The following is a 16,795-nucleotide window of genomic DNA, read 5'->3' as shown; positions in this document are numbered from 1 at the left end:
CGGCGATTGCCGTTTCGTCAGAACTTGTAGCCGAGGCCGACCATGTAGACCATCGGGTCTACGTCCACGTCGACTTTGACCTTGTCTCCGAGAATGCTGGTGGTTCCGGTGGTGTCGATGTCGATATAACGGACCTGGGCGTTGATCATCAGGTTGTCGGTCAGCATGTAATCAGCGCCAACCTGAAAGGCCAGGCCCCAGGAGTCTTTGATATCCAGGCCGTTGAAGCCTTTACCTTCGGCTTCGCTGGACAGTTTGTCATCGAAGAACCAGGTGTAGTTGATGCCGGCACCAACATAGGGTTGAAAGGCGGCCTTGCTGTCGAGTGGGTAGTAGACCACGCTCAGGGTCGGCGGCAGATGCTTGAGCTCGCCCAGTTTCCCATTCAGGCCGGCATAGGGGCCGGGCATTCCTTTTACGCCGACGTCATGGCTGAACGGGCTGGCTGCCAGCAGTTCGATGCCGATCTTGTCGGTCACCATATAGGCGAAGTTAAGACCCAGCTGCGTATTGCTATCCAGTGTGGCTTTAGTGCCGGCGACGCTGGTTCCGAGCGCGCCGACATAGATGTTGCCGCTATCCTCACGCGGATCAACAGTAATCGCACCAGCGCGAACGATGATGTCACCGGCCTGATGGGCCTGGGCGACGGGAGCGGCGAGAGCCACGGCCAGCACGGAAGCGGTAAACAGGGTCTTGCGCATATTGAAACTCCATCGAGACATGGTGCGTTGCGAGTGGGGGCAATGGTAGGGCGCGCCGTGTGGCTGTTTTTGATCCAGCTCAATAAAAGGTTCGGCTTTACCGGGGCTGCGACCTAATGTCCGGGTTGCCTTCGCTTCTTCATCTAGATGATAATGTTTCTCTTTCGAGTTTGACCTTCGTCTGCAAGGACCCTTAATCAATGCAAGCTCTTATACCCCGCCTTCTGGCGGTCGCCCTGTTGCCGTGCTGCGTGCAGCTGCATGCAGCTCCGCTGGATGCAGCGCTGGAGGAGAGCCAGCGTCTGGCCGCCGAAGCCAAAGCGTCCCAGGCACGCATCGAGCAGCTCGACGATGCCACCCGGCAAATGCTCAACGATTATCGCAATGCGTTGCAGCAGGCCGAGGCACTGAAGGCGTACAACAAGCAGCTGGTCGAACTCACCGCGGCGCAGCGCAAGGAACTCGAAAGCTTTCAGCGCCAGCTCGACAGTATCGAGCGTACCCAGGAGGCGGTAACGCCGCAGATGGTGCAGATGGTCGAGGTCTTGGGCGAATTCATCGCCGCCGACCTGCCATTCCTGCCGGATGAGCGTGCTGACCGGCTGGCGCAGTTGCAGGATCTGCTGCCGCGCGCCGATATCAGCCTGGCGGAGAAATATCGGCGCATTCTTGAGGCTTATCAGGTCGAGAGCGACTATGGCCGCACCCTGGAAGCCTGGCGCGGCGAGCTGCCGGTAGACGGCGGTACGCGCAGCGTCGAGTTCCTGCGTCTGGGGCGGGTGATGCTCTATTACCAGACCCTCGATGCGCATGAGAGCGGCTGGTGGAATCCGCAAAGCGGCAACTGGGAGGTGCTTGACGGCAACGCTCGCCGGCCCGTCACTCAGGCCATTGCCATCGCTCGTCAGCAGCAGGCACCCGATTATCTCGTGTTGCCCGTCAAGACCCTGGCCAGGGAGGCTACGCAATGAGCCGTCTGCTAATAATGATTTTTGCCGGCCTGTTGCCGGCGCTGGCCCAGGCAGCCGAACCGCTGACGCCCGATCAGTTGCTGCAGCGCATTCGCAGCGAGCGTGCTGCCGAGGTCGAGGCGATGCAGGCGCGCGAGCAGGCCTTTATCCGTGACCGCAGCGAGCAGGCGCAGCTGCTGTCGCGTGCTCAGGCTGCGCTGAATACCCAGAAGGCCGAAGCCGAGCGGCTCAAGGCCGAGTTCGATCGCCAGGAAGCCGAGCTTGCCGAGCAGGAGAAGTTGCTGGCCCAGCGGGTCGGTCATTTGGGCGAACTCTTCGGCGTGGTACGCCAGAGCGCCGGAGATATTGGCGGCCAGTGGCAGGATAGCCTGCTCAACATGCAGTATCCCGAGCGAGTGCAGCGCTTGAAGGCACTGGCGGAGAGCCGGGCCTTGCCTTCGGCGGAAGATCTCGATGGCTTCTGGATGACCTTGCTGGAGGACCTGGCCGCCAGTGGCCGGGTCGAGCGCCTCGAATTGCCGGTGGTCGGTGTCGATGGGCAGCGCAATGTGTTGCCGGTGCTGCGGGTCGGCAGTTTCTCCGCGTTCAGTCCCGATGCCTTTCTGCGTTACGACGCCGGTGCCGGTGAGCTGCTGGCCCTGCCACGCCAGCCAGCCGGCATGGGGCTGGTCGATGATTATCTGAGCAGCCGCGATGCGCTTGCCAGTTTGCCGGTGGACCCGAGTCGTGGAACGCTGCTGGCGCAATTGCAACTGCAACCGGATCTCTGGGCTCGTTTGCAGCAGGGTGGAGTGGTTGGCTGGGTGATCGTGGCGCTTGGGTTTCTCGGACTGTGCCTGGCGTTCTGGCGCATGCTCTGGCTGGCCGGTGTCTCCCGTGCCGTTGGCCAACAGATGCGCGACCTGACCGATCCGCGCGCTGATAACCCGCTGGGCCGGATCATCGGCGTGCTCGGGCCAAAACCGCAGCTGTCTGATCTGGAAACCCTGGAACTCAAGCTCGACGAGGCGATCCTGCAGGAAACGCCACCGCTGGAGCGTGGATTGCCGTTGCTCAAGCTGCTCAGTGCGGTAGCGCCACTGCTGGGCCTGCTGGGCACGGTGACCGGCATGATCGTCACTTTCCAGGCCATCACCCAGGGTGGTGGCGGCGATTCGCGACTGATGGCCGATGGGATTTCCCAGGCGCTGGTGACTACCGTGCTGGGGCTGGTGGTGGCGATCCCGCTGCTGTTCCTGCACAGCCTGCTGGCCAGTCGCAGCAAGGGGCTGGTGCAGTTGCTGGAACAGCAGAGCGCCGGGCTGATTGCGTTGCATCTGTCCGGAGCGCCGCGTCGTGATTGATACCCCCGCACTCTGGTTGCGTCTGATCGACAGTGCTTATGCGCTGCTTGATTTCATGGCATCCGGCGGCGTGGTGATGTGGGCACTGGCGGGGCTCTGCGTACTGTATTGGACGCTGGTGTTCGAGCGACTGTGGTTTATCCGCCGCGTCTTCCCGCGCTGGGTAGAGTCACGTCGGGAGGCCTGGAGCCAGCTGAGCGGCGAGCCCGGCAACTGGCAGCGTGCCGTGCGTGGTTCCTGGCTGGCGCAGGCACAGCAACAGCTGTCAGGCCCCTTGCGCCTGGGCAAGACCATGGTGGCGCTGTATCCGCTGCTGGGCCTGCTGGGCACCGTCAGCGGCATGATTGCGGTATTCGATGTGCTGGCCCTCAGTGGTACCGGCAACCCGCGCGGCATGGCCGCCGGCGTCTGGCAGGCGACCCTGCCGACCATGGCCGGCATGGTGCTGGCCATCACTGGACTGTTCAGTCAGGCGCGCCTTGAGCGTATCGCCCGCCTGGCGCTCGACCGGCTGGCCGACCAGCTGCGTCACGATTGAGGAATACCGGATGCGTATGCGTCGCCATCATCAGCAGGAAGAAGACACCGGCATCGATCTGACGCCGATGCTCGATGTGGTCTTCATCATGTTGATCTTCTTTATCGTCACCAGCTCCTTCATCAGCGAGTCGGGTGTCGAGGTGCAGCGTCCCCAGGCCGATACCGCCAGCACTCAGGACAAGGGCAATATCTTTATCGCGGTCACCGCCGATGGTCAGGTCTGGATCGACAAGCAGGCAATCGATGTGCGCAGTGTGCGCGCCCACGTCGAGCGCATGCGGGTCGATCAGCCCGATGGTGCGGTGGTGGTGCAGGCCGATCGGGATGCGCGTACCGGGCTGGTGGTGCAGGTCATGGACCAGGCGCGTCAGGCCGGTGTGCGTGACGTGGCGCTGGCGGCCAGCACAGGAGAGGGCTGATGCGTCCAGCGCTGGCTCGCCTGGGACTGTCTTTCGTCATCGCCTGTGTAGTGGCGCTGCTGCTGTTCGCGCTGATGTTGAGCATGGTCAGCCCGCCACGGAGTCAGATCGATGATGAGCGGGTACCCATCGCCAATTTCGTCCGTATGGATGGGCGCAACGAGGAGAGTGCAACCCGTTCCCGACAGCAGGCGCCACAGCCACCGCAGCCGAAAACGCCGCAGCAGCCGACGCCGACCCAGAATATGAGCACACCGGACGCCAGTTTGCCCAAGCTCGATCTCGATCTGCCGAGCATCGACACCGGACTCTCCATTGCAGCAGCGCCCTCGCCGAGCCTCGCCGGCCTTACGGCGGGAGCCGCTCCGCCTGCCGCCGCGCCACCGGCAAACGCAGGGGCGGCGACCAGCCAGCCGGGCGGGCCGGAAAATGAAGTGATGCCGCTCAATGATGTGCGCCCGGAATATCCCTACCGTGCGCGGCAGCAGGGCATCGAGGGGCATATCAAGCTCGCCTTCACCATCAATCCGGCGGGCCGGGTGGAGAACATCCGCGTACTCGAAGCCTCGCCACGCAATATCTTCGACCGTGAAGCACGCCGTGCCGCGGCACGCTGGCGCTTTGCGCCGCGTACTGAAAATGGTGTCGCGGTCTCCCGTGAAGCCGTCAAGACCCTGCATTTCCGCCTGCAAGGAGAACGCTGACATGCCACGTTTCCTGCTGTTGATTTCACTGTTGTTCGTGGCCAGTACACAGGCCGCGCAAAGTATCGATCCTGCCGTGTTCAGAGCGCTGGAGCGTGCCCAGACTGCCCAGGAAAAGGGCGACTACAGCGCGGCACGCAAGGCTCTGGATCAGGCCGAGGCCAAGCCGGACAGTCTTGAACAGGCTCTGCTGTGGCGCAGCCAGGCCTATCTCGCCTGGGCCGAAGGTAACGGCAAGCAGGCACTGGAGCTGTTGGAGAAGGCCGTCGCCAGCGGCAAGCTGGATGAGGAGCAAGTGGCCGGCGAACGCCTGAATCTGGCCCGGCTGAACCTGCTGCAGGGGCGTTACGCGAAGGTTGTCAGCCTGCTTGGCTCGCCTGCCCAGGCCAGTGAGGATGTCTTGCAGATGCTGGTGCAGGCCTATCAGGGGCTGGGGCAGCACGCCAAGGCGCTGCCCCTTGCCGAACGTTATGTGCAGGCCAATCCCAAAGCTGCCGATACCTGGTTGCAGTTTCTGGTGGCAGTCAATGCCGAGCTGAAACGCTATGAAGCCGCAGAGCGCTGGCAGCGGCGTCTGCTGGTACGTCATCCCGATGAAGCCAGAGGCTGGCGGCAACTGGCTGGCTTGCAACAGCTGGCCGGTGCCGAGGGCAAGGCCCTGGCCACCTTGCGCGCCGCCCATGCCAAGGGTGTGCGTTTCAGTGAGTCGGAGCTGGACAATCTGGTGCTGCTGGCCAGCGCGGCGGAACAGCCCTGGCAGGGGGCGAAGCTGCTCCAGGGCATGCTGGAGTCGGGCCTGCTGGCGAGCAATGCAGCGCGCCGTGAGCGGCTTGGCATGCTCTGGTGGCAGGCTCGTGAGCGCTCGCCGGCGGCGCGCATCTACCGTGAGCTGGCCGAGCAGTCCGGTAGCGCCAAGTTCTGGCTGAACGTCGCGCAACTGGAGCTTGAGCAGGCACACTGGCAAGCCGGTCTCGATGCCTTGAAACAGGCCGAACGGGCGGGCGCCGAGCGAAGCAAGGTGCGCGTCTGGCGCGAGTGGGCCGAGGGCGAACTGAGCTTCCAGCGCGAGCGGCAGATCGCCAGCGTCAACTGAACGATTTAGCGGCCACGAATGCCCTGCGTACCTCCAGGCAAGGCTGCCGTAGGAGTGGGCCATTCCCACGAACATGGCCAGCCTGCTGGCATGATTTGCTTCACGGGCATGGCCCGTTCCTGCCCGACGCCTATTCCAGCTCGTAGATCCTGATTTTCTGAGCGTCCATGCGATAGCCGGCTTCGGCCAGTTCGCTGCTGGCGTGTTCGACCCTGAGCGGCCCCTCGATCCAGAAGGGCTGATAGAGCGCATCCATCTTCACCCCCAGTTCGCTGGTCGCGTGTACGATCTGGTTCGACGGCGGTGGCGGTACATGGATGCAGGCGCCGAAGTAGGGCACCAGAAGAAACTCCGTTACCCGTCCTTCCTCGCTGATTTCCAGTGGCACGATATAACCCGGTAGCCGGGCACGGATGCCGTCCAGCGCTTCGACCACCGGCTCCGCCGGGGACTGCTGCGGCGCGGCAGGTCCGCTTTCGGCGGCCAGGGCATCGGCCAGTTGCGACAGGTCATGTAGCGCCAGGGGTGGGGGCGGCGGCGGGGCGCCCTCGGGGATCAGATCAGCCCATTGCAGTTCGCGCACCTCGGCTGAGGCAAGGGAAGCGACAAGGGCGAAGAGTGCGGCAAGCAGCAGGCGTGGCATGGCTTTTCTCATGAGCGGATCGACAGACCGTCGGCCAGGGATTGCCGGTATGCCTGCCAGGCCGGCACGCTGCCTACCAGCAGCCCGGCCAGCAGGATGCCGCCCAGCAGCGACCATTCGTAGGCGCTCGGCCAGGCCAGCGGCAGGTAGAGCCCGTAATGACTTTGCAACGGCGACTGGGCAACCGCAATGGCCAGATAAAGAAGCAGCAGGCCGAACAGCACGCCGGCCAGCGCCAGGCTGAAAGCCTCGGCCAGCAGCAGCCCGGCGATATGCCAGGGGCGGGCGCCGACCGAACGCAGAATGGCCATTTCCCGACGCCGTTCGTTGAGACTGGTGAGAATTGCCGTGAGCATGCCGATCAGCCCGGTGAAGACGACGAACAGCGAAACCACGAACAGCGCCTTTTCCGCCGTACCCATCAGGCTCCAGAGTTCCTGCAGGGCTACGCCGGGCAGCACTGCCAGCAGCGGCTCGCCAGGATGCTGATTGATCTCGCGCTGCAGGGTGAAGGTGGCGATGCGGCTGTCCAGACCGAGCAGGAAGGCGGTGATCTGTTGCGGCTGCAGGTCCAGCTGGCGGGCCTGCTCGGCATCGATGCGCGCCGCGCCGCGCGCCGGCATGCCGTGCTGCCAGTCAATATGCAGCGCCTCCATGCCGGCCAGGCTGATATGCAACGTGCGGTCGACCGGAGTGCCGGTGCGTTGCAGGATGCCTGCCACGCGAAAGGGCTTGTCGTCATGCCGGACCAGGCTGACCGCGGCGACGCCATGAGCCAGCACCAGCTGATCATCGAGCCTGTAATTCAGCGCCTTGGCCACTTCGGCGCCCAGCACCACCTCGAAAGGATCTTCGCCGAAGGGGCGGCCTTCGGCCAGTTGCAGGGCCTGTTTGCGACCGTAGCGGTAGTGCTCGAAATAGGCTTCGCTGGTGCCCATTACCCGATAACCGCGATGGGAGTCGCCGAGAGAAATGGGGATCGCCCAGCTCGTGCGTGGATGATTGGCGAAATGCTCGAAGCTCTCCCAGCGAATATTGTTGGTGGCATTGCCGATGCGGAACACCGAATAGAGCAGCAGGTTCACCGAGCCGGAGCGGGCGCCGACGACAAGGTCGGTGCCGCTGATGGTACTGGCGAAACTGGCGCGGGTTTCATTGCGCACCCGCTCGACGGCGAGCAGCAGGCACACCGACAGTGCGATGGCGAATACCGTGAGCAGGGCGGTGAAGCGGCGGTTGTTCAGGCTCGCCAGCGCCAGGCGCAACAGGAACATCGTCATGCCTCCGCAGGGTGCGCGGCGCGGTTGAGCTCGGCCAGCGACAGGTTGCGGTCGAACAGGGGGGCCAGGCTCTGGTCATGACTGACGAACAGCAGGCTCGACCCGGCGGCCTGGCATTCAGCGAACAGCAGTTGCAGGAAGGCTTCGCGGTTGTCGGCATCCAGCGCCGAGGTGGGCTCGTCGGCGATCACCAGTTCGGGCTGACCGATCAGTGCGCGCGCCGCAGCGACGCGTTGCTGCTGGCCGATGGAAAGCGACTCGGCGCGGCGTCCGGACAATTCGACCGGCAGGCCAAGGTGGGTGAGCAGGCTGGTAGCGGCCTGCTCGACGCTGCCGTAGCGCTCGCGTGCCCGCTCGCTGCGCAGGTGCGAGAAATGGCAGGGCAGCGCGACGTTCTCAGCCACGGAAAGAAAGGGCAGCAGGTTGAACTGCTGGAAGATATAGCCGGTGTGATCGACCCGAAAGCTATCCCGCGCGCTTGCCGAAAGCGCGCCGAGATCCTCGTCCAGCAGGCGGACTGTTCCGCGCCCGGCTTTCTGCACGCCGCCAATCAACCCGAGCAGGGTAGTCTTGCCACTGCCGGAGGGGCCTCTGAGGAACAGGCTCTGGTTGCGTTCCAGTACGAACGTGGGGATGTCCAGCAGCTCCGCCTGGCCAGGCCAGGCGAAACCGAGTTGATGAAGTTCTAGCAGCGCAGTCATGGGCAGAATCTGGATGTGGCCGGCAAGCCGGAGTGTACTGCCTTGGGCAGAGGCCAGGCGGGCATCCTGTATCAGAACGTTATCCGCGCCTTCTCGGCGCGCAGTAGCTTGCCCTGCTGCCCGTTCGGCCCGATGACCTGCGCCTGGATCTTCTCGGTGCCGGGAAAGGCCTCGAACAATTCCTGAAGGTCCAGACCGGGTAACGCATCCGGCGCGCTGCAGCTATAGCGATATCGAGCATGGATATCGCTGTGCATGCCGGCGTCATGCTGTGCATGATCATGGCCGCCTTCTGCGAACAGCGGGCTTTCCAGGCTGGTTTCATCGAGTCTGCAGCCGGCTTCGGTCGACAGACCGAACAGTCTGTCCGGCTGCTCCAGTTGCGCGCGCGTGTCTGCCACCTTGTGCTTGTCTGCGGCATTGTTGGGAGCATGCTCGAAGCCCAGCAGGTTCACCGCCGGGCTGCGCAGTTCGATTTCCAGGCGCGTGCCCTCCAGCGCCGCGTCAAGCTGGGCGACGCCGTGTTCGTGGGTGCCGAGGCTGGCATGCTCGTCGTGATGATGGTCGTGGTGATGATGCTCGCCGGCATGTGTGATGGCTGGCAGCAGGGCGAAGGGAAGGGCAAGCAGCAGGTGGCGCATGTCGGTCTCCTTGAAGTTATCGTTACATTATAACAAGAAGGTGCGGCTGGCCAGCCCTGGCGTGGCATGGGAGCATTCCGCTGATTTTTCCAGGAGACACGCAGGTGATTCGAATTCGCGGCCATATCGGCGAGCTATCAGTGGATCTCAGCATCGAGATGGATGATCAGGACTGGGCGCAACTGGCGCAGCAGTTGCCGGATCTTGTCCGGGGTGGACAGCCCGCGCGCGCCACAGAGTCGGACGACCTCTGGCTTGCCGCGTTGCAGCTGGTGCGCGAAGCGGGGCAGGTGGATGGTCCGCAGTTGCTGGCGCAGCTCGAAGCCATGGCCGGTAGCGCCCAGGCCGGCAAGCGCCTGCTGGTGCGTTTGCGTCACAGCGCGCAGGTGCGGGTACAGAGTGGCGCGGATGCGCCCGTGTTCAGCTGGATCGGTTGAGGCGAGCTACAGGCGCGATGTCTGGAAGGTATCGCAGCGCGCCGGTTCGCCGCTGTCAAAACCGGTCCGAAACCATTTCATCCGCTGCGCCGAGGTGCCGTGGGTGAAGGCATCGGGGACGACCCGGCCCTGGCTCTGCTGCTGCAGGCGGTCGTCACCGATGGCACTGGCGGCGTTCAGTGCATCCTCCAGATCGCCTTCTTCGAGCCAGTCATGGCGTTGCTGGGCGTGATAGGCCCAGACGCCGGCGAAGCAGTCGGCCTGCAACTCCTGGCGCACCAGCAGGCCGTTGTCGCCTTCCATCCGTGCGCCGCGCTGACGCGCCGCCTGCATCTGCCGGGATATGCCCAGCAGGGTCTGCACGTGATGGCCGACTTCGTGGGCGATTACGTAGGCCTGGGCGAAATCGCCGGCCACTGCGAAGCGCGAGGCCATTTCGTCGAAGAACTGCAGGTCCAGGTAAACCTGCTGGTCGCCGGGGCAGTAGAAAGGACCCACGGCGGAACTGGCGAAACCGCAGGCCGAGTTGACGCCGCCGCGAAACAGCACCAGCGTCGGATCGCGATACTGCCCGCCGGATTGCCGGAACAGCGCGCGCCAGGTGTCTTCGGTATCGCCGAGGATGGCCTGGACAAAGGCTATCTGAGGATCATCGCCATTGGCTGCCGGGCTGTCCTGCTGGGTAGGGAGCGAACCGCTCTGGTTGGCCAGTTGGCCGAGGATCTGCAGCGGGTCCTGGCCGGACAGCAGGCCGATCACCACGACCACGGCGATACCGGCGAGGCTCAGCCGACCGCCACGACTGCCGCCCCTGGCATCCACTACGTTGTCGCTGCGCCGCGCCTTTTTCCAACGCATGTTCGCATCCTTCGCAAATGGCTCGCTGGCCAGGGTTCGTGACGTGCTTCTGCATCGCTGGCGCGACAGGGCGCAAACGAAAAGGGTCCGTTGCCGTTTCAGAAACCGCAACAGACCCTTGGACCTGCTTCGCCACACGCAAATTCCGCGTGGGGGATGCTTCGTCTTCCAGCTTAGTTACCGGGGTAGCTGTTAAGTACCGACTCGCGACCCTGCTTGTTCAGGCCGATGACCTGATAGGCGTCCTTGCGATCGCCCATTTCCATGCCCGGCGAGCCCATCGGCATGCCCGGAACCGCCGCGCCGATCAGGTCGGGCTGGGCACGCAGCTTGAGGATGTCGGCGGCGGGTACGTGGCCTTCGACGAACTTGCCGTCGATCACGCCGGTGTGGCAGGAGCCCAGACGATGCGGCACGCCGAGCTTGGCCTTGACTGCAGACATGTTTGGTTCGACGTGATCGGTCACGGCAAAGCCGTTGTCTTCCAGATGCTTGATCCAGTCCTTGCAGCAGCCGCAGTTGGCATCGCGGTGTACGTCGATGGCGATGGGCTCGGCGGCCTGGGCGAGACCGGCGAAAAGAACGGTGGCGAGCAGCAGACGACGCATGGGGAATCCTCCGAACAGAATAGGGGAAGGATACGCCCTGCTCATGACTTGCCCAAGGGGTTGACTGTGAGCGAATGTCGCAGCTGGCGGCGCGCCATGCCGTCGTTTGCCGCGAACCAAACACCGGCGGAGCGGGTCGGATAGGGCTCGGGGTGCGAGAGTCATCAAGGGAGTTTTCGATGCGTTTTGCCCGCTTCGTGCTGATCGTACAGGCCGTGCTCATGGCGGGCCTCAGTCTGGCTTATTGGGTGCGGCCCTACGAAATGGCCAATCTCAACGGCATGCTGCTCATGGAAAGCGCTTCGGTCAGCCATATGCGTGTCTATTACGGTGGCTTGCAACTGGGGCTGGCGCTGTTCCTGCTTTGGGCCGCGCGTGCGCCCGAGCGGGCACGACCGGCGCTGGTAATGCTGATGATCACTCTGCTGGCGCTGGTGCTGGGGCGGCTGGTTTCGCTGTGGCTCGATGGTGGCGCGTTGATCGGCTTCGATCTCGCCTCGCTGATCTATCGGGTACTGGCCGCTGCACTGGCCGCCGCGGCCTGGCTGGCGATTCGCGAAAGGCCCGAGCCTGAACCCGAGCGGATCGAACCGCCGACCCGGCGGCTGCCTGACGAGGCACCGAAGCCGTTTCGCCTGGGTGATGAGCCGACCTCTGTCCAGGCCGCGCCGGAACAGTCGCCTGCCCCCTTCCGCAAAGGCACGCCGTCTCCGTAGTCGGTGCGTTACGTCAGGGCTTATTGCTCTGGGCGAGGCGTTCGTAGCGCTGGGTAAGCGCGTCGAACTTCCACAGCAGGGTTTCAGTGGTGGTGACGATGACCGTCGGCACGTAACGGGAGTCGTCGGCGAGGCTGAAACCGGCTTGGGCGAATCGCCATTGTGTTGCGATCCGCTCCAGTTCCTGATTGATCTCGGGTGTATTCTGCAACGCCTGGCGCAGCGTCTGCAGCCCCGTATCGAATTCCTTCACCGCCGTTTGAAAGTCGTTGTGCAGCCGGTCATCCGGCAGCCGCCAGCTCAGGGCCAGGTACAGCTTGGCGATGCGCTGGCTGAGCATGCGCTGGCGACCGCTGCGGTTGACCAGCCCGGCGACCTGACTGCCGCTGTGCTGCTCGATCAATCCCACCAGCTTCTCGCTCTGGGCTAGAAAGGTGTCGCTGAGCCTGAGCGTCTCCAGCGATCCGCTCTTGCTCGGACTGGAAAGTGCGGCTTCACGAAAGTGCTGCCAGGTTTCCTGTGCTTCGTTCAGTGCGGCGCGTATTGCAGGCGTCGGGGCGTATTCGGCGAGCAGCTGGGTATTTTCCTCAAGCGTGGCGACGCTCAGATCGAGTTGCTTGATGGCCAGTTCGGCGCGGGTCTCGGTGCCGATCATCAGGTAGCTCTTGGCGATACGCTGGCTGAGCATGCGCTGCATGCCGGCGCGGTTCACGGCCTCGGCGTCGCTGATGGCGGCGTGAGCGGGAAGGCTGCCGAGAAGAAGGGCTGTAGCCAGCAAGAGCCGCGAAAGGTGCTGGAACATGATGGGATCCTTGTTCGGTTGCATGCTGTCGGTACAGCGCGAGTCCTGAAACGACGCTGTCGGGGCCGGTGGTTCCGGCCCCGACGCTGCCGGTGCGTCTCAGTAGCTGTATTGGAGCTGTGCCCAGAGCTTCTCGGTATCGACCGAGAAATCGTCCGCGTCATAGCCGGCGTATTTGACGGTGGCGACCAGGCCCTTCACCAGCGGAATGGCGCGGCTGTAGGAAATATCCAGTTCCTCGCCGTATTGCTGGCTGCCGCGTTCGGCGCGGAAGTCGTGGTACCAGAGCTGCAGGGTGCCGCCGAACAGTGGCAGGCTGCCGCCGACGTAGACGTCCTGCACGCCGTCAGCCGGGGTCAGCAGGAAGGTGTCGGCCCAGCCCTGAAAGGCATGCTTGGTGGCCAGCGGTGTCTGGAAGGCGCGGTTGCCGGCGCCGCTGCTGTCGCCGCCAAGGACTTCCATGCCGCCTTTGAGCGCCACGCCCTTGATCGTGTAGCCCAGTTCGGCCAGGTAGTACTCGCTGCTCAGTTCCAGCGGGTTGTCGGCGTAGTCCTTCTGCCGGGCGTATTCGAGCACGTAGCTGACGCCCTGGACGGCACCGTTCAGGCGTACACCCGTGGTCTTGCTGGAGAGGCTGCCGAGCATGGCGGCACTGTTGACGCTGGCGATATTGTCCAGCCCCAGCAGATAGCTGTAGGCCGTTACCGTCAGCTCCGGCATGGCCTGGTAGCGAGCATTGATCAGGTGGCTGTGGCCTTCGATATTGGCCGGGTTGGTGAAGTTGTCGAAGCGGTTGTCTTCTGGGCCGAAGATGCTGTTGATGTTGTCGATATAGGCATAGGTCAGGGCCAGGCCGTCGATGGGCTTGAGCTGGCCGAGCAGGCCGTCGTAGGTCTGCTCGTTCTGCCGCCAGCCGACGCCGCCGACGAAGCGCTGGTTGTCCAGGTTGATCCGCTGGCGACCGACCACGGCGCTGCCCTGGGCATGGTCATAGCGCAGCAGCGCCTGGTTGATCTCGCTGCCATCCGGATCGGGCACCGCCGAGTAGTCGGTCTGGCCGTTGCGGGTGTTGTTGTAGGCCGCTTTCCCCAGGCGGCTGAGGTTGTCCGCTTCGACCAGCGCCGAGAGGCCGTACCAGGAGCCGGTCTGCACGCCGATGCGGGTGCGCAGCGTCTGTGCGTTGGCATGCCTGAGTGCGTTGTCCTGATCGACATGCTCGTAGCGATAGCGCAGATCGAAGATCGGTTTCGCCTCAGTGAACAGATTGCTGAAGTTTTCTTCCGCGCTTGCGGCAGTGTTGACGGCCAGGCCTGCGGCGAGCAGGGCGAGGGCCAGACGTGAGGGTTGGATGCTGCTCATCGTGATGCTCCTTGTTGGCGTTGGGGCGAAAGATAGGCTGCTTACGATCTTTGCCATTGATTGCCGTCAAGGTGCTTAAAAAGCTGTCTGGAATGGGGCTTTTACGACATTTCGCCCTTGATCCCAGACAAACTCGGAACGTTTGGAAGAGCGCGCATCCGTGCCTGAAATGCACTTTGCCATCCTGGTTCTGGGCTGCTCAGGCCCTGGCCTGGTCATGCTCCAGTGACCAGACGGCGGCTTCGACGCGCGAGCGCAGGCCGAGTTTGTGCAGCAGGTTTTTCACATGCACCTTGACCGTGCCTTCGCTGATGGCCAGCTTGCGCGCGATCATCTTGTTGGTCTGGCCCTTGGCGATGAGCCGCAGGACATCCTTCTCGCGCTTGGTCAGGGTTGATGCCTGGCTGCCGTGGCCCGGTTTGGGACGTTCGCGAATGGCTTCGGCCAGCACCTGGGTCAACTCGGGGCTCAGAGCCAGCCGGCCCTGCGCGGCCAGGCGAATCTGGCTGATCAGGTCTTCCGGCTCGATATCCTTGAGCAGGTAGCCGTCCGCGCCAGCGCGCAAGGCGGCGAGCACATTGGTGTGGTCGTCGGAGACGCTGAAGATGACGATGCGCGCATCGATTCCGTTCGCGCGCATCTGGCGGATGGTTTCCAGTCCGTCCATGCCGGGCATGTTCATGTCGAGCAGGATCAGGTCCAGATCCAGTTCGCTGGCCAGGCGCACCGCCTCTGCACCGTTTCCGGCTTCGGCGGCGGGCAGCAGATCGTCCTCCATGGACAGCAGTGCACGCATGCCGCTGCGCATCATCGGGTGGTCGTCGACCAGCAGAATACGAATCTTGTCGTGGGCGTTCACGGTATGTCGGTCTCCGATTGCAGGGGTATGCGGCGATAGGCCGGGAGGAAACTCAGGTGGACACGCGTGCCGCCTTCGCTGCGTTTGCCGATGCGCAGGTGCCCGTGCAGGCTGCCGGCCCGCTCGGCAAGGATGCTCAGGCCGTAATGACCGCTGGGGCTGTCGTTCACCTCGATGCCAATGCCGTCGTCATCCACGCGAATATGCACCAGGCCCTGTTCGTCCTGATGCAGGCGCAGATCGCACTGGCGGGCCTGGGCATGCTTGATCACGTTGCTCAGCGCCTCGCGGATGATCTGCAGGCAATGGAGCTCCTCGTTGGGCGTCAGCGGGCAATGCTCGAGGCCGTAGTGCAGGCCAATGCTCACCCCGGAATGGCTGCTGAATTCGAGTACCGTGGCGTGCACGGCGGCTGCCAGACCGGGTACGTCGAGCTTGATGCGAAAGGTCGTGAGCAATTCGCGCAATTGCCGGTAGGCCGCGTTGAGCCCGTCCTGAATCGCGCCAAGGGTGGCATCCAGTTCCTCCTGCGGGTGACCATTGGCGATCTGTTTCTTGTAGCGGCTCAGTTGCAGCTTCTGATAGGAAAGCGCCTGCGCCAGCGAGTCATGCAGTTCGCGGGCGATCACCGCGCGCTCTTCCATCAGGGCCAGGCGTGCCTGCTGTTGGGCGAGCTGACTCAGGCCCAGGGAGGCGGCGAAGAGTTCTGCCACGGCGCCGAGCAATTGCTCCTGCCAGGCTTCCAGGGCCACGCCCTGCGCTTGCTCGATGCGCAGGGCGCCCAGCTCGCGAGTGCCCGAACGCAGAGCGAAGCTGATCAGCTCGGTACCGCCGGCCAGCTTGCCATTACCGGTATGGACCGGGCATTGCGCGCAATCGGGTAGACGGCAGTATTCGGGGGGCTGGCGTTCCGAGGTAATGGCGGTATGGGCGCGGAAGCAATTTTTCTCCTCGGTGTGATGCAGGCACAGTGAGACCGGCCCCGAACCCAGTGAGCGCTGCACGGGCAGCAGCAGGCTCGCGAGTTCCGGCACGGGGTCGGCTGAAGACTGATACAGGCTGCGGGCACTGTTGAACAGCAGCTCCAGTGAGTTGTTGCTGCGCTGCAGCTGGGCGGTTTTCTCATCGACCTTGCGTTCCAGGTGGTCGTAGAGATCGGCCAGCTCATCGCTCATCTGGTTGAAGGCGTTGGCCAGCAGTCCCAGCTCGTTGCGGGCGTCGTAATAGGCCTTGCTGCGAAAGTCGCCACGACCGATCTGCCGGGCCAGTCGCGTCAGTTCGCGCAGCGGCGTGATCAGGTTGCTGTAGACGCCCAGCAGCACCAGAAAAGCCATCAGCACAGTGAACAGCAGCGTGCCTATTTGCAGGCCGCGAATGACGGCGAGTTTGTCTTCGGACTTGGTCTGCAAGGCTTTGACGAAGCCGTCGAGTTCGGCAACGAATTTCGGGACTTCGGCACGGAACGCGCGTTTCTGAGGCGGATAGGTCGTCAGCAGCGGCAGCATGGATTCGTTCCAGCGCGTGACCGCTCGGCTGTACAGCAGGTGCAGCGGACTGTTGGGGTTGTGGCCGATTGCCCGTTGCAGGGAGTAGGTCTGCAGCGTGCGTTCGAACTCTTCCATGTGTTCGGACAGCAGCTGGCTTTCATCTTCCAGCGCCAGCAGGGCCAGCCGGTAGGACTGCATGCGCAGACTGCCGGCCTTGTTCAGGGCCTCCGCATCGCCCTGTATGGAATCCGCGAGATACATGCCGCCGAGCATGCTCGCCAGTGTTACCCCGATAACCAGAATAAAGGCGAGGGTGGTGTGCTGAATAATGGAATGGCGCAAGGGCGATTGAGTTATATCGAAATGACTCATGGCGGCGTCTCGCCTGGCAAAGTTGTGCCACGTTACCCGCTGTTCATCGCTTTGCCTATGATCATCGATATACTCCATGCGCGTTAAATTGACGCTGCATGTCTGAAAAGTTGTTTTTGCTACAGCGCTATATGCTTGAAACAATTGAAATTATTCAGGCGCTAAATAGGTATATCGAAAGAGGTAGAAAGGGTATTGCGGAAAAGTTCGAGCCAATGATTGATGATCATGGTCAAGTTTCAGCCTAGTTACTGCTCG

The 16,795-nt window shown here is 63.3% G+C and carries 20 protein-coding genes; 9 read left to right on the top strand and 11 right to left on the bottom strand.

Annotation, left to right across the window (positions count from 1 at the left end; all coding sequences use genetic code 11):
* Positions 1–17 precede the first annotated feature (17 nt).
* The gene (locus G7020_RS01175; RefSeq protein WP_181082224.1) at positions 18–704 is read right to left on the bottom strand and encodes an OmpW/AlkL family protein; all 687 of its coding nucleotides are present in this window, start codon (positions 702–704) and stop codon (positions 18–20) included.
* Positions 705–904: 200 nt separating this feature from the next.
* On the opposite strand from G7020_RS01175, the gene G7020_RS01170 reads away from it, so the two are divergent.
* The 6 genes from G7020_RS01170 to G7020_RS01145 are packed head-to-tail and all read left to right on the top strand — an operon-like array spanning position 905 to position 5,774.
* Complete coding sequence (locus G7020_RS01170; RefSeq protein ID WP_181082223.1) at positions 905–1,675, top strand: DUF3450 domain-containing protein; 771 nt, start codon at positions 905–907, stop codon at positions 1,673–1,675.
* Entirely contained in the window at positions 1,672–3,018 is a 1,347-nt protein-coding gene (locus G7020_RS01165; protein ID WP_181082222.1) for a MotA/TolQ/ExbB proton channel family protein, read from the top strand. Before G7020_RS01170 ends, G7020_RS01165 begins: the two co-directional genes overlap by 4 nt.
* Positions 3,019–3,073: 55 nt before the next feature.
* Complete coding sequence (locus G7020_RS01160) at positions 3,074–3,556, top strand: MotA/TolQ/ExbB proton channel family protein (RefSeq protein WP_181082264.1); 483 nt, start codon at positions 3,074–3,076, stop codon at positions 3,554–3,556.
* Between the two features lie 10 nt (positions 3,557–3,566).
* Positions 3,567–3,977: an ExbD/TolR family protein gene (locus G7020_RS01155; protein ID WP_181082221.1), complete on the top strand. Its 411-nt coding sequence runs from the start codon at positions 3,567–3,569 to the stop codon at positions 3,975–3,977.
* On the top strand, positions 3,977–4,681 hold the full coding sequence (locus G7020_RS01150) for an energy transducer TonB (protein WP_181082220.1): 705 nt from the start codon (positions 3,977–3,979) through the stop codon (positions 4,679–4,681). The genes G7020_RS01155 and G7020_RS01150 overlap by 1 nt, the downstream gene beginning before the upstream one ends.
* Position 4,682: 1 nt before the next feature.
* On the top strand, positions 4,683–5,774 hold the full coding sequence (locus G7020_RS01145; protein WP_181082219.1) for a tetratricopeptide repeat protein: 1,092 nt from the start codon (positions 4,683–4,685) through the stop codon (positions 5,772–5,774).
* Positions 5,775–5,904: 130 nt separating this feature from the next.
* On the opposite strand, the gene G7020_RS01140 is transcribed toward G7020_RS01145, so the two are convergent.
* From G7020_RS01140 to G7020_RS01125, 4 genes are all read right to left on the bottom strand, one after another.
* Positions 5,905–6,417: a DUF3299 domain-containing protein gene (locus G7020_RS01140; protein ID WP_181082218.1), complete on the bottom strand. Its 513-nt coding sequence runs from the start codon at positions 6,415–6,417 to the stop codon at positions 5,905–5,907.
* 8 nt (positions 6,418–6,425) lie between these two features.
* Positions 6,426–7,691: an ABC transporter permease gene (locus tag G7020_RS01135; protein ID WP_181082217.1), complete on the bottom strand. Its 1,266-nt coding sequence runs from the start codon at positions 7,689–7,691 to the stop codon at positions 6,426–6,428.
* Between the two features lie 2 nt (positions 7,692–7,693).
* Positions 7,694–8,398 carry an ABC transporter ATP-binding protein gene (locus G7020_RS01130; protein WP_181082216.1) on the bottom strand — a complete coding sequence of 235 codons (705 nt, stop codon included), beginning with the start codon at positions 8,396–8,398 and terminating at the stop codon, positions 7,694–7,696.
* Between the two features lie 71 nt (positions 8,399–8,469).
* On the bottom strand, positions 8,470–9,039 hold the full coding sequence (locus G7020_RS01125; RefSeq protein ID WP_181082215.1) for a DUF2796 domain-containing protein: 570 nt from the start codon (positions 9,037–9,039) through the stop codon (positions 8,470–8,472).
* Positions 9,040–9,143: 104 nt separating this feature from the next.
* Here G7020_RS01125 and G7020_RS01120 point away from each other — a divergent pair, with 104 nt between their 5' ends.
* Entirely contained in the window at positions 9,144–9,476 is a 333-nt protein-coding gene (locus tag G7020_RS01120) for a hypothetical protein (RefSeq protein ID WP_181082214.1), read from the top strand.
* Positions 9,477–9,482: 6 nt separating this feature from the next.
* On the opposite strand, the gene ypfJ is transcribed toward G7020_RS01120, so the two are convergent.
* Together ypfJ and G7020_RS01110 are read right to left on the bottom strand one after the other, a co-directional pair.
* Positions 9,483–10,334, bottom strand: coding sequence for a KPN_02809 family neutral zinc metallopeptidase (gene ypfJ, locus G7020_RS01115; RefSeq protein WP_181082213.1), 852 nt, complete (start codon positions 10,332–10,334; stop codon positions 9,483–9,485).
* Positions 10,335–10,507: 173 nt separating this feature from the next.
* Complete coding sequence (locus tag G7020_RS01110) at positions 10,508–10,942, bottom strand: DUF411 domain-containing protein (protein ID WP_181082212.1); 435 nt, start codon at positions 10,940–10,942, stop codon at positions 10,508–10,510.
* A gap of 179 nt (positions 10,943–11,121) precedes the next feature.
* Here G7020_RS01110 and G7020_RS01105 point away from each other — a divergent pair, with 179 nt between their 5' ends.
* Positions 11,122–11,658: a DUF4345 domain-containing protein gene (locus G7020_RS01105; RefSeq protein ID WP_181082211.1), complete on the top strand. Its 537-nt coding sequence runs from the start codon at positions 11,122–11,124 to the stop codon at positions 11,656–11,658.
* 13 nt (positions 11,659–11,671) lie between these two features.
* On the opposite strand, the gene G7020_RS01100 is transcribed toward G7020_RS01105, so the two are convergent.
* The 4 genes from G7020_RS01100 to G7020_RS01085 all read right to left on the bottom strand — a co-directional run bounded on the left by G7020_RS01100 (position 11,672) and on the right by G7020_RS01085 (position 16,537).
* Complete coding sequence (locus G7020_RS01100) at positions 11,672–12,460, bottom strand: type IV pili methyl-accepting chemotaxis transducer N-terminal domain-containing protein (RefSeq protein ID WP_181082210.1); 789 nt, start codon at positions 12,458–12,460, stop codon at positions 11,672–11,674.
* 99 nt (positions 12,461–12,559) lie between these two features.
* Positions 12,560–13,819 (bottom strand): alginate export family protein, encoded by a 1,260-nt coding sequence (locus G7020_RS01095; protein ID WP_181082209.1) that lies wholly within the window; start codon positions 13,817–13,819, stop codon positions 12,560–12,562.
* 199 nt (positions 13,820–14,018) lie between these two features.
* Positions 14,019–14,630 carry a two-component system response regulator NarL gene (narL, locus tag G7020_RS01090; protein WP_219852534.1) on the bottom strand — a complete coding sequence of 204 codons (612 nt, stop codon included), beginning with the start codon at positions 14,628–14,630 and terminating at the stop codon, positions 14,019–14,021.
* A gap of 44 nt (positions 14,631–14,674) precedes the next feature.
* Positions 14,675–16,537: a histidine kinase gene (locus tag G7020_RS01085; RefSeq protein WP_258189215.1), complete on the bottom strand. Its 1,863-nt coding sequence runs from the start codon at positions 16,535–16,537 to the stop codon at positions 14,675–14,677.
* 98 nt (positions 16,538–16,635) lie between these two features.
* Here G7020_RS01085 and G7020_RS01080 point away from each other — a divergent pair, with 98 nt between their 5' ends.
* Positions 16,636–16,785: a hypothetical protein gene (locus G7020_RS01080; protein ID WP_181082207.1), complete on the top strand. Its 150-nt coding sequence runs from the start codon at positions 16,636–16,638 to the stop codon at positions 16,783–16,785.
* Positions 16,786–16,795 lie beyond the last annotated feature (10 nt).

It is taken from the genome of Stutzerimonas stutzeri, from assembly GCF_013522825.1.
In the GTDB taxonomy this organism is placed as follows: Bacteria; Pseudomonadota; Gammaproteobacteria; order Pseudomonadales; family Pseudomonadaceae; genus Stutzerimonas; species Stutzerimonas stutzeri_AK.
This window is presented reverse-complemented; position numbering and strand designations above follow the sequence as displayed.

Bases quoted from the DNA above. Each gene is read 5' to 3' on its own strand.
- G7020_RS01125 (WP_181082215.1), bottom strand. From the start codon at position 9,039: ATGCGCCACCTGCTGCTTGCCCTTCCCTTCGCCCTGCTGCCAGCCATC.
- G7020_RS01140 (WP_181082218.1), bottom strand. From the start codon at position 6,417: ATGCCACGCCTGCTGCTTGCCGCACTCTTCGCCCTTGTCGCTTCCCTT.
- G7020_RS01095 (WP_181082209.1), bottom strand. From the start codon at position 13,819: ATGAGCAGCATCCAACCCTCACGTCTGGCCCTCGCCCTGCTCGCCGCA.
- G7020_RS01130 (WP_181082216.1), bottom strand. From the start codon at position 8,398: ATGACTGCGCTGCTAGAACTTCATCAACTCGGTTTCGCCTGGCCTGGC.
- G7020_RS01170 (WP_181082223.1), top strand. From the start codon at position 905: ATGCAAGCTCTTATACCCCGCCTTCTGGCGGTCGCCCTGTTGCCGTGC.
- G7020_RS01150 (WP_181082220.1), top strand. From the start codon at position 3,977: ATGCGTCCAGCGCTGGCTCGCCTGGGACTGTCTTTCGTCATCGCCTGT.
- G7020_RS01100 (WP_181082210.1), bottom strand. From the start codon at position 12,460: ATGTTCCAGCACCTTTCGCGGCTCTTGCTGGCTACAGCCCTTCTTCTC.
- narL (WP_219852534.1), bottom strand. From the start codon at position 14,630: ATGATGCGCAGCGGCATGCGTGCACTGCTGTCCATGGAGGACGATCTG.
- G7020_RS01135 (WP_181082217.1), bottom strand. From the start codon at position 7,691: ATGTTCCTGTTGCGCCTGGCGCTGGCGAGCCTGAACAACCGCCGCTTC.
- G7020_RS01080 (WP_181082207.1), top strand. From the start codon at position 16,636: ATGTCTGAAAAGTTGTTTTTGCTACAGCGCTATATGCTTGAAACAATT.
- G7020_RS01085 (WP_258189215.1), bottom strand. From the start codon at position 16,537: ATGAGTCATTTCGATATAACTCAATCGCCCTTGCGCCATTCCATTATT.
- G7020_RS01110 (WP_181082212.1), bottom strand. From the start codon at position 10,942: ATGCGTCGTCTGCTGCTCGCCACCGTTCTTTTCGCCGGTCTCGCCCAG.
- G7020_RS01165 (WP_181082222.1), top strand. From the start codon at position 1,672: ATGAGCCGTCTGCTAATAATGATTTTTGCCGGCCTGTTGCCGGCGCTG.
- G7020_RS01145 (WP_181082219.1), top strand. From the start codon at position 4,683: ATGCCACGTTTCCTGCTGTTGATTTCACTGTTGTTCGTGGCCAGTACA.
- ypfJ (WP_181082213.1), bottom strand. From the start codon at position 10,334: ATGCGTTGGAAAAAGGCGCGGCGCAGCGACAACGTAGTGGATGCCAGG.
- G7020_RS01155 (WP_181082221.1), top strand. From the start codon at position 3,567: ATGCGTATGCGTCGCCATCATCAGCAGGAAGAAGACACCGGCATCGAT.
- G7020_RS01105 (WP_181082211.1), top strand. From the start codon at position 11,122: ATGCGTTTTGCCCGCTTCGTGCTGATCGTACAGGCCGTGCTCATGGCG.
- G7020_RS01175 (WP_181082224.1), bottom strand. From the start codon at position 704: ATGCGCAAGACCCTGTTTACCGCTTCCGTGCTGGCCGTGGCTCTCGCC.
- G7020_RS01160 (WP_181082264.1), top strand. From the start codon at position 3,074: ATGGCATCCGGCGGCGTGGTGATGTGGGCACTGGCGGGGCTCTGCGTA.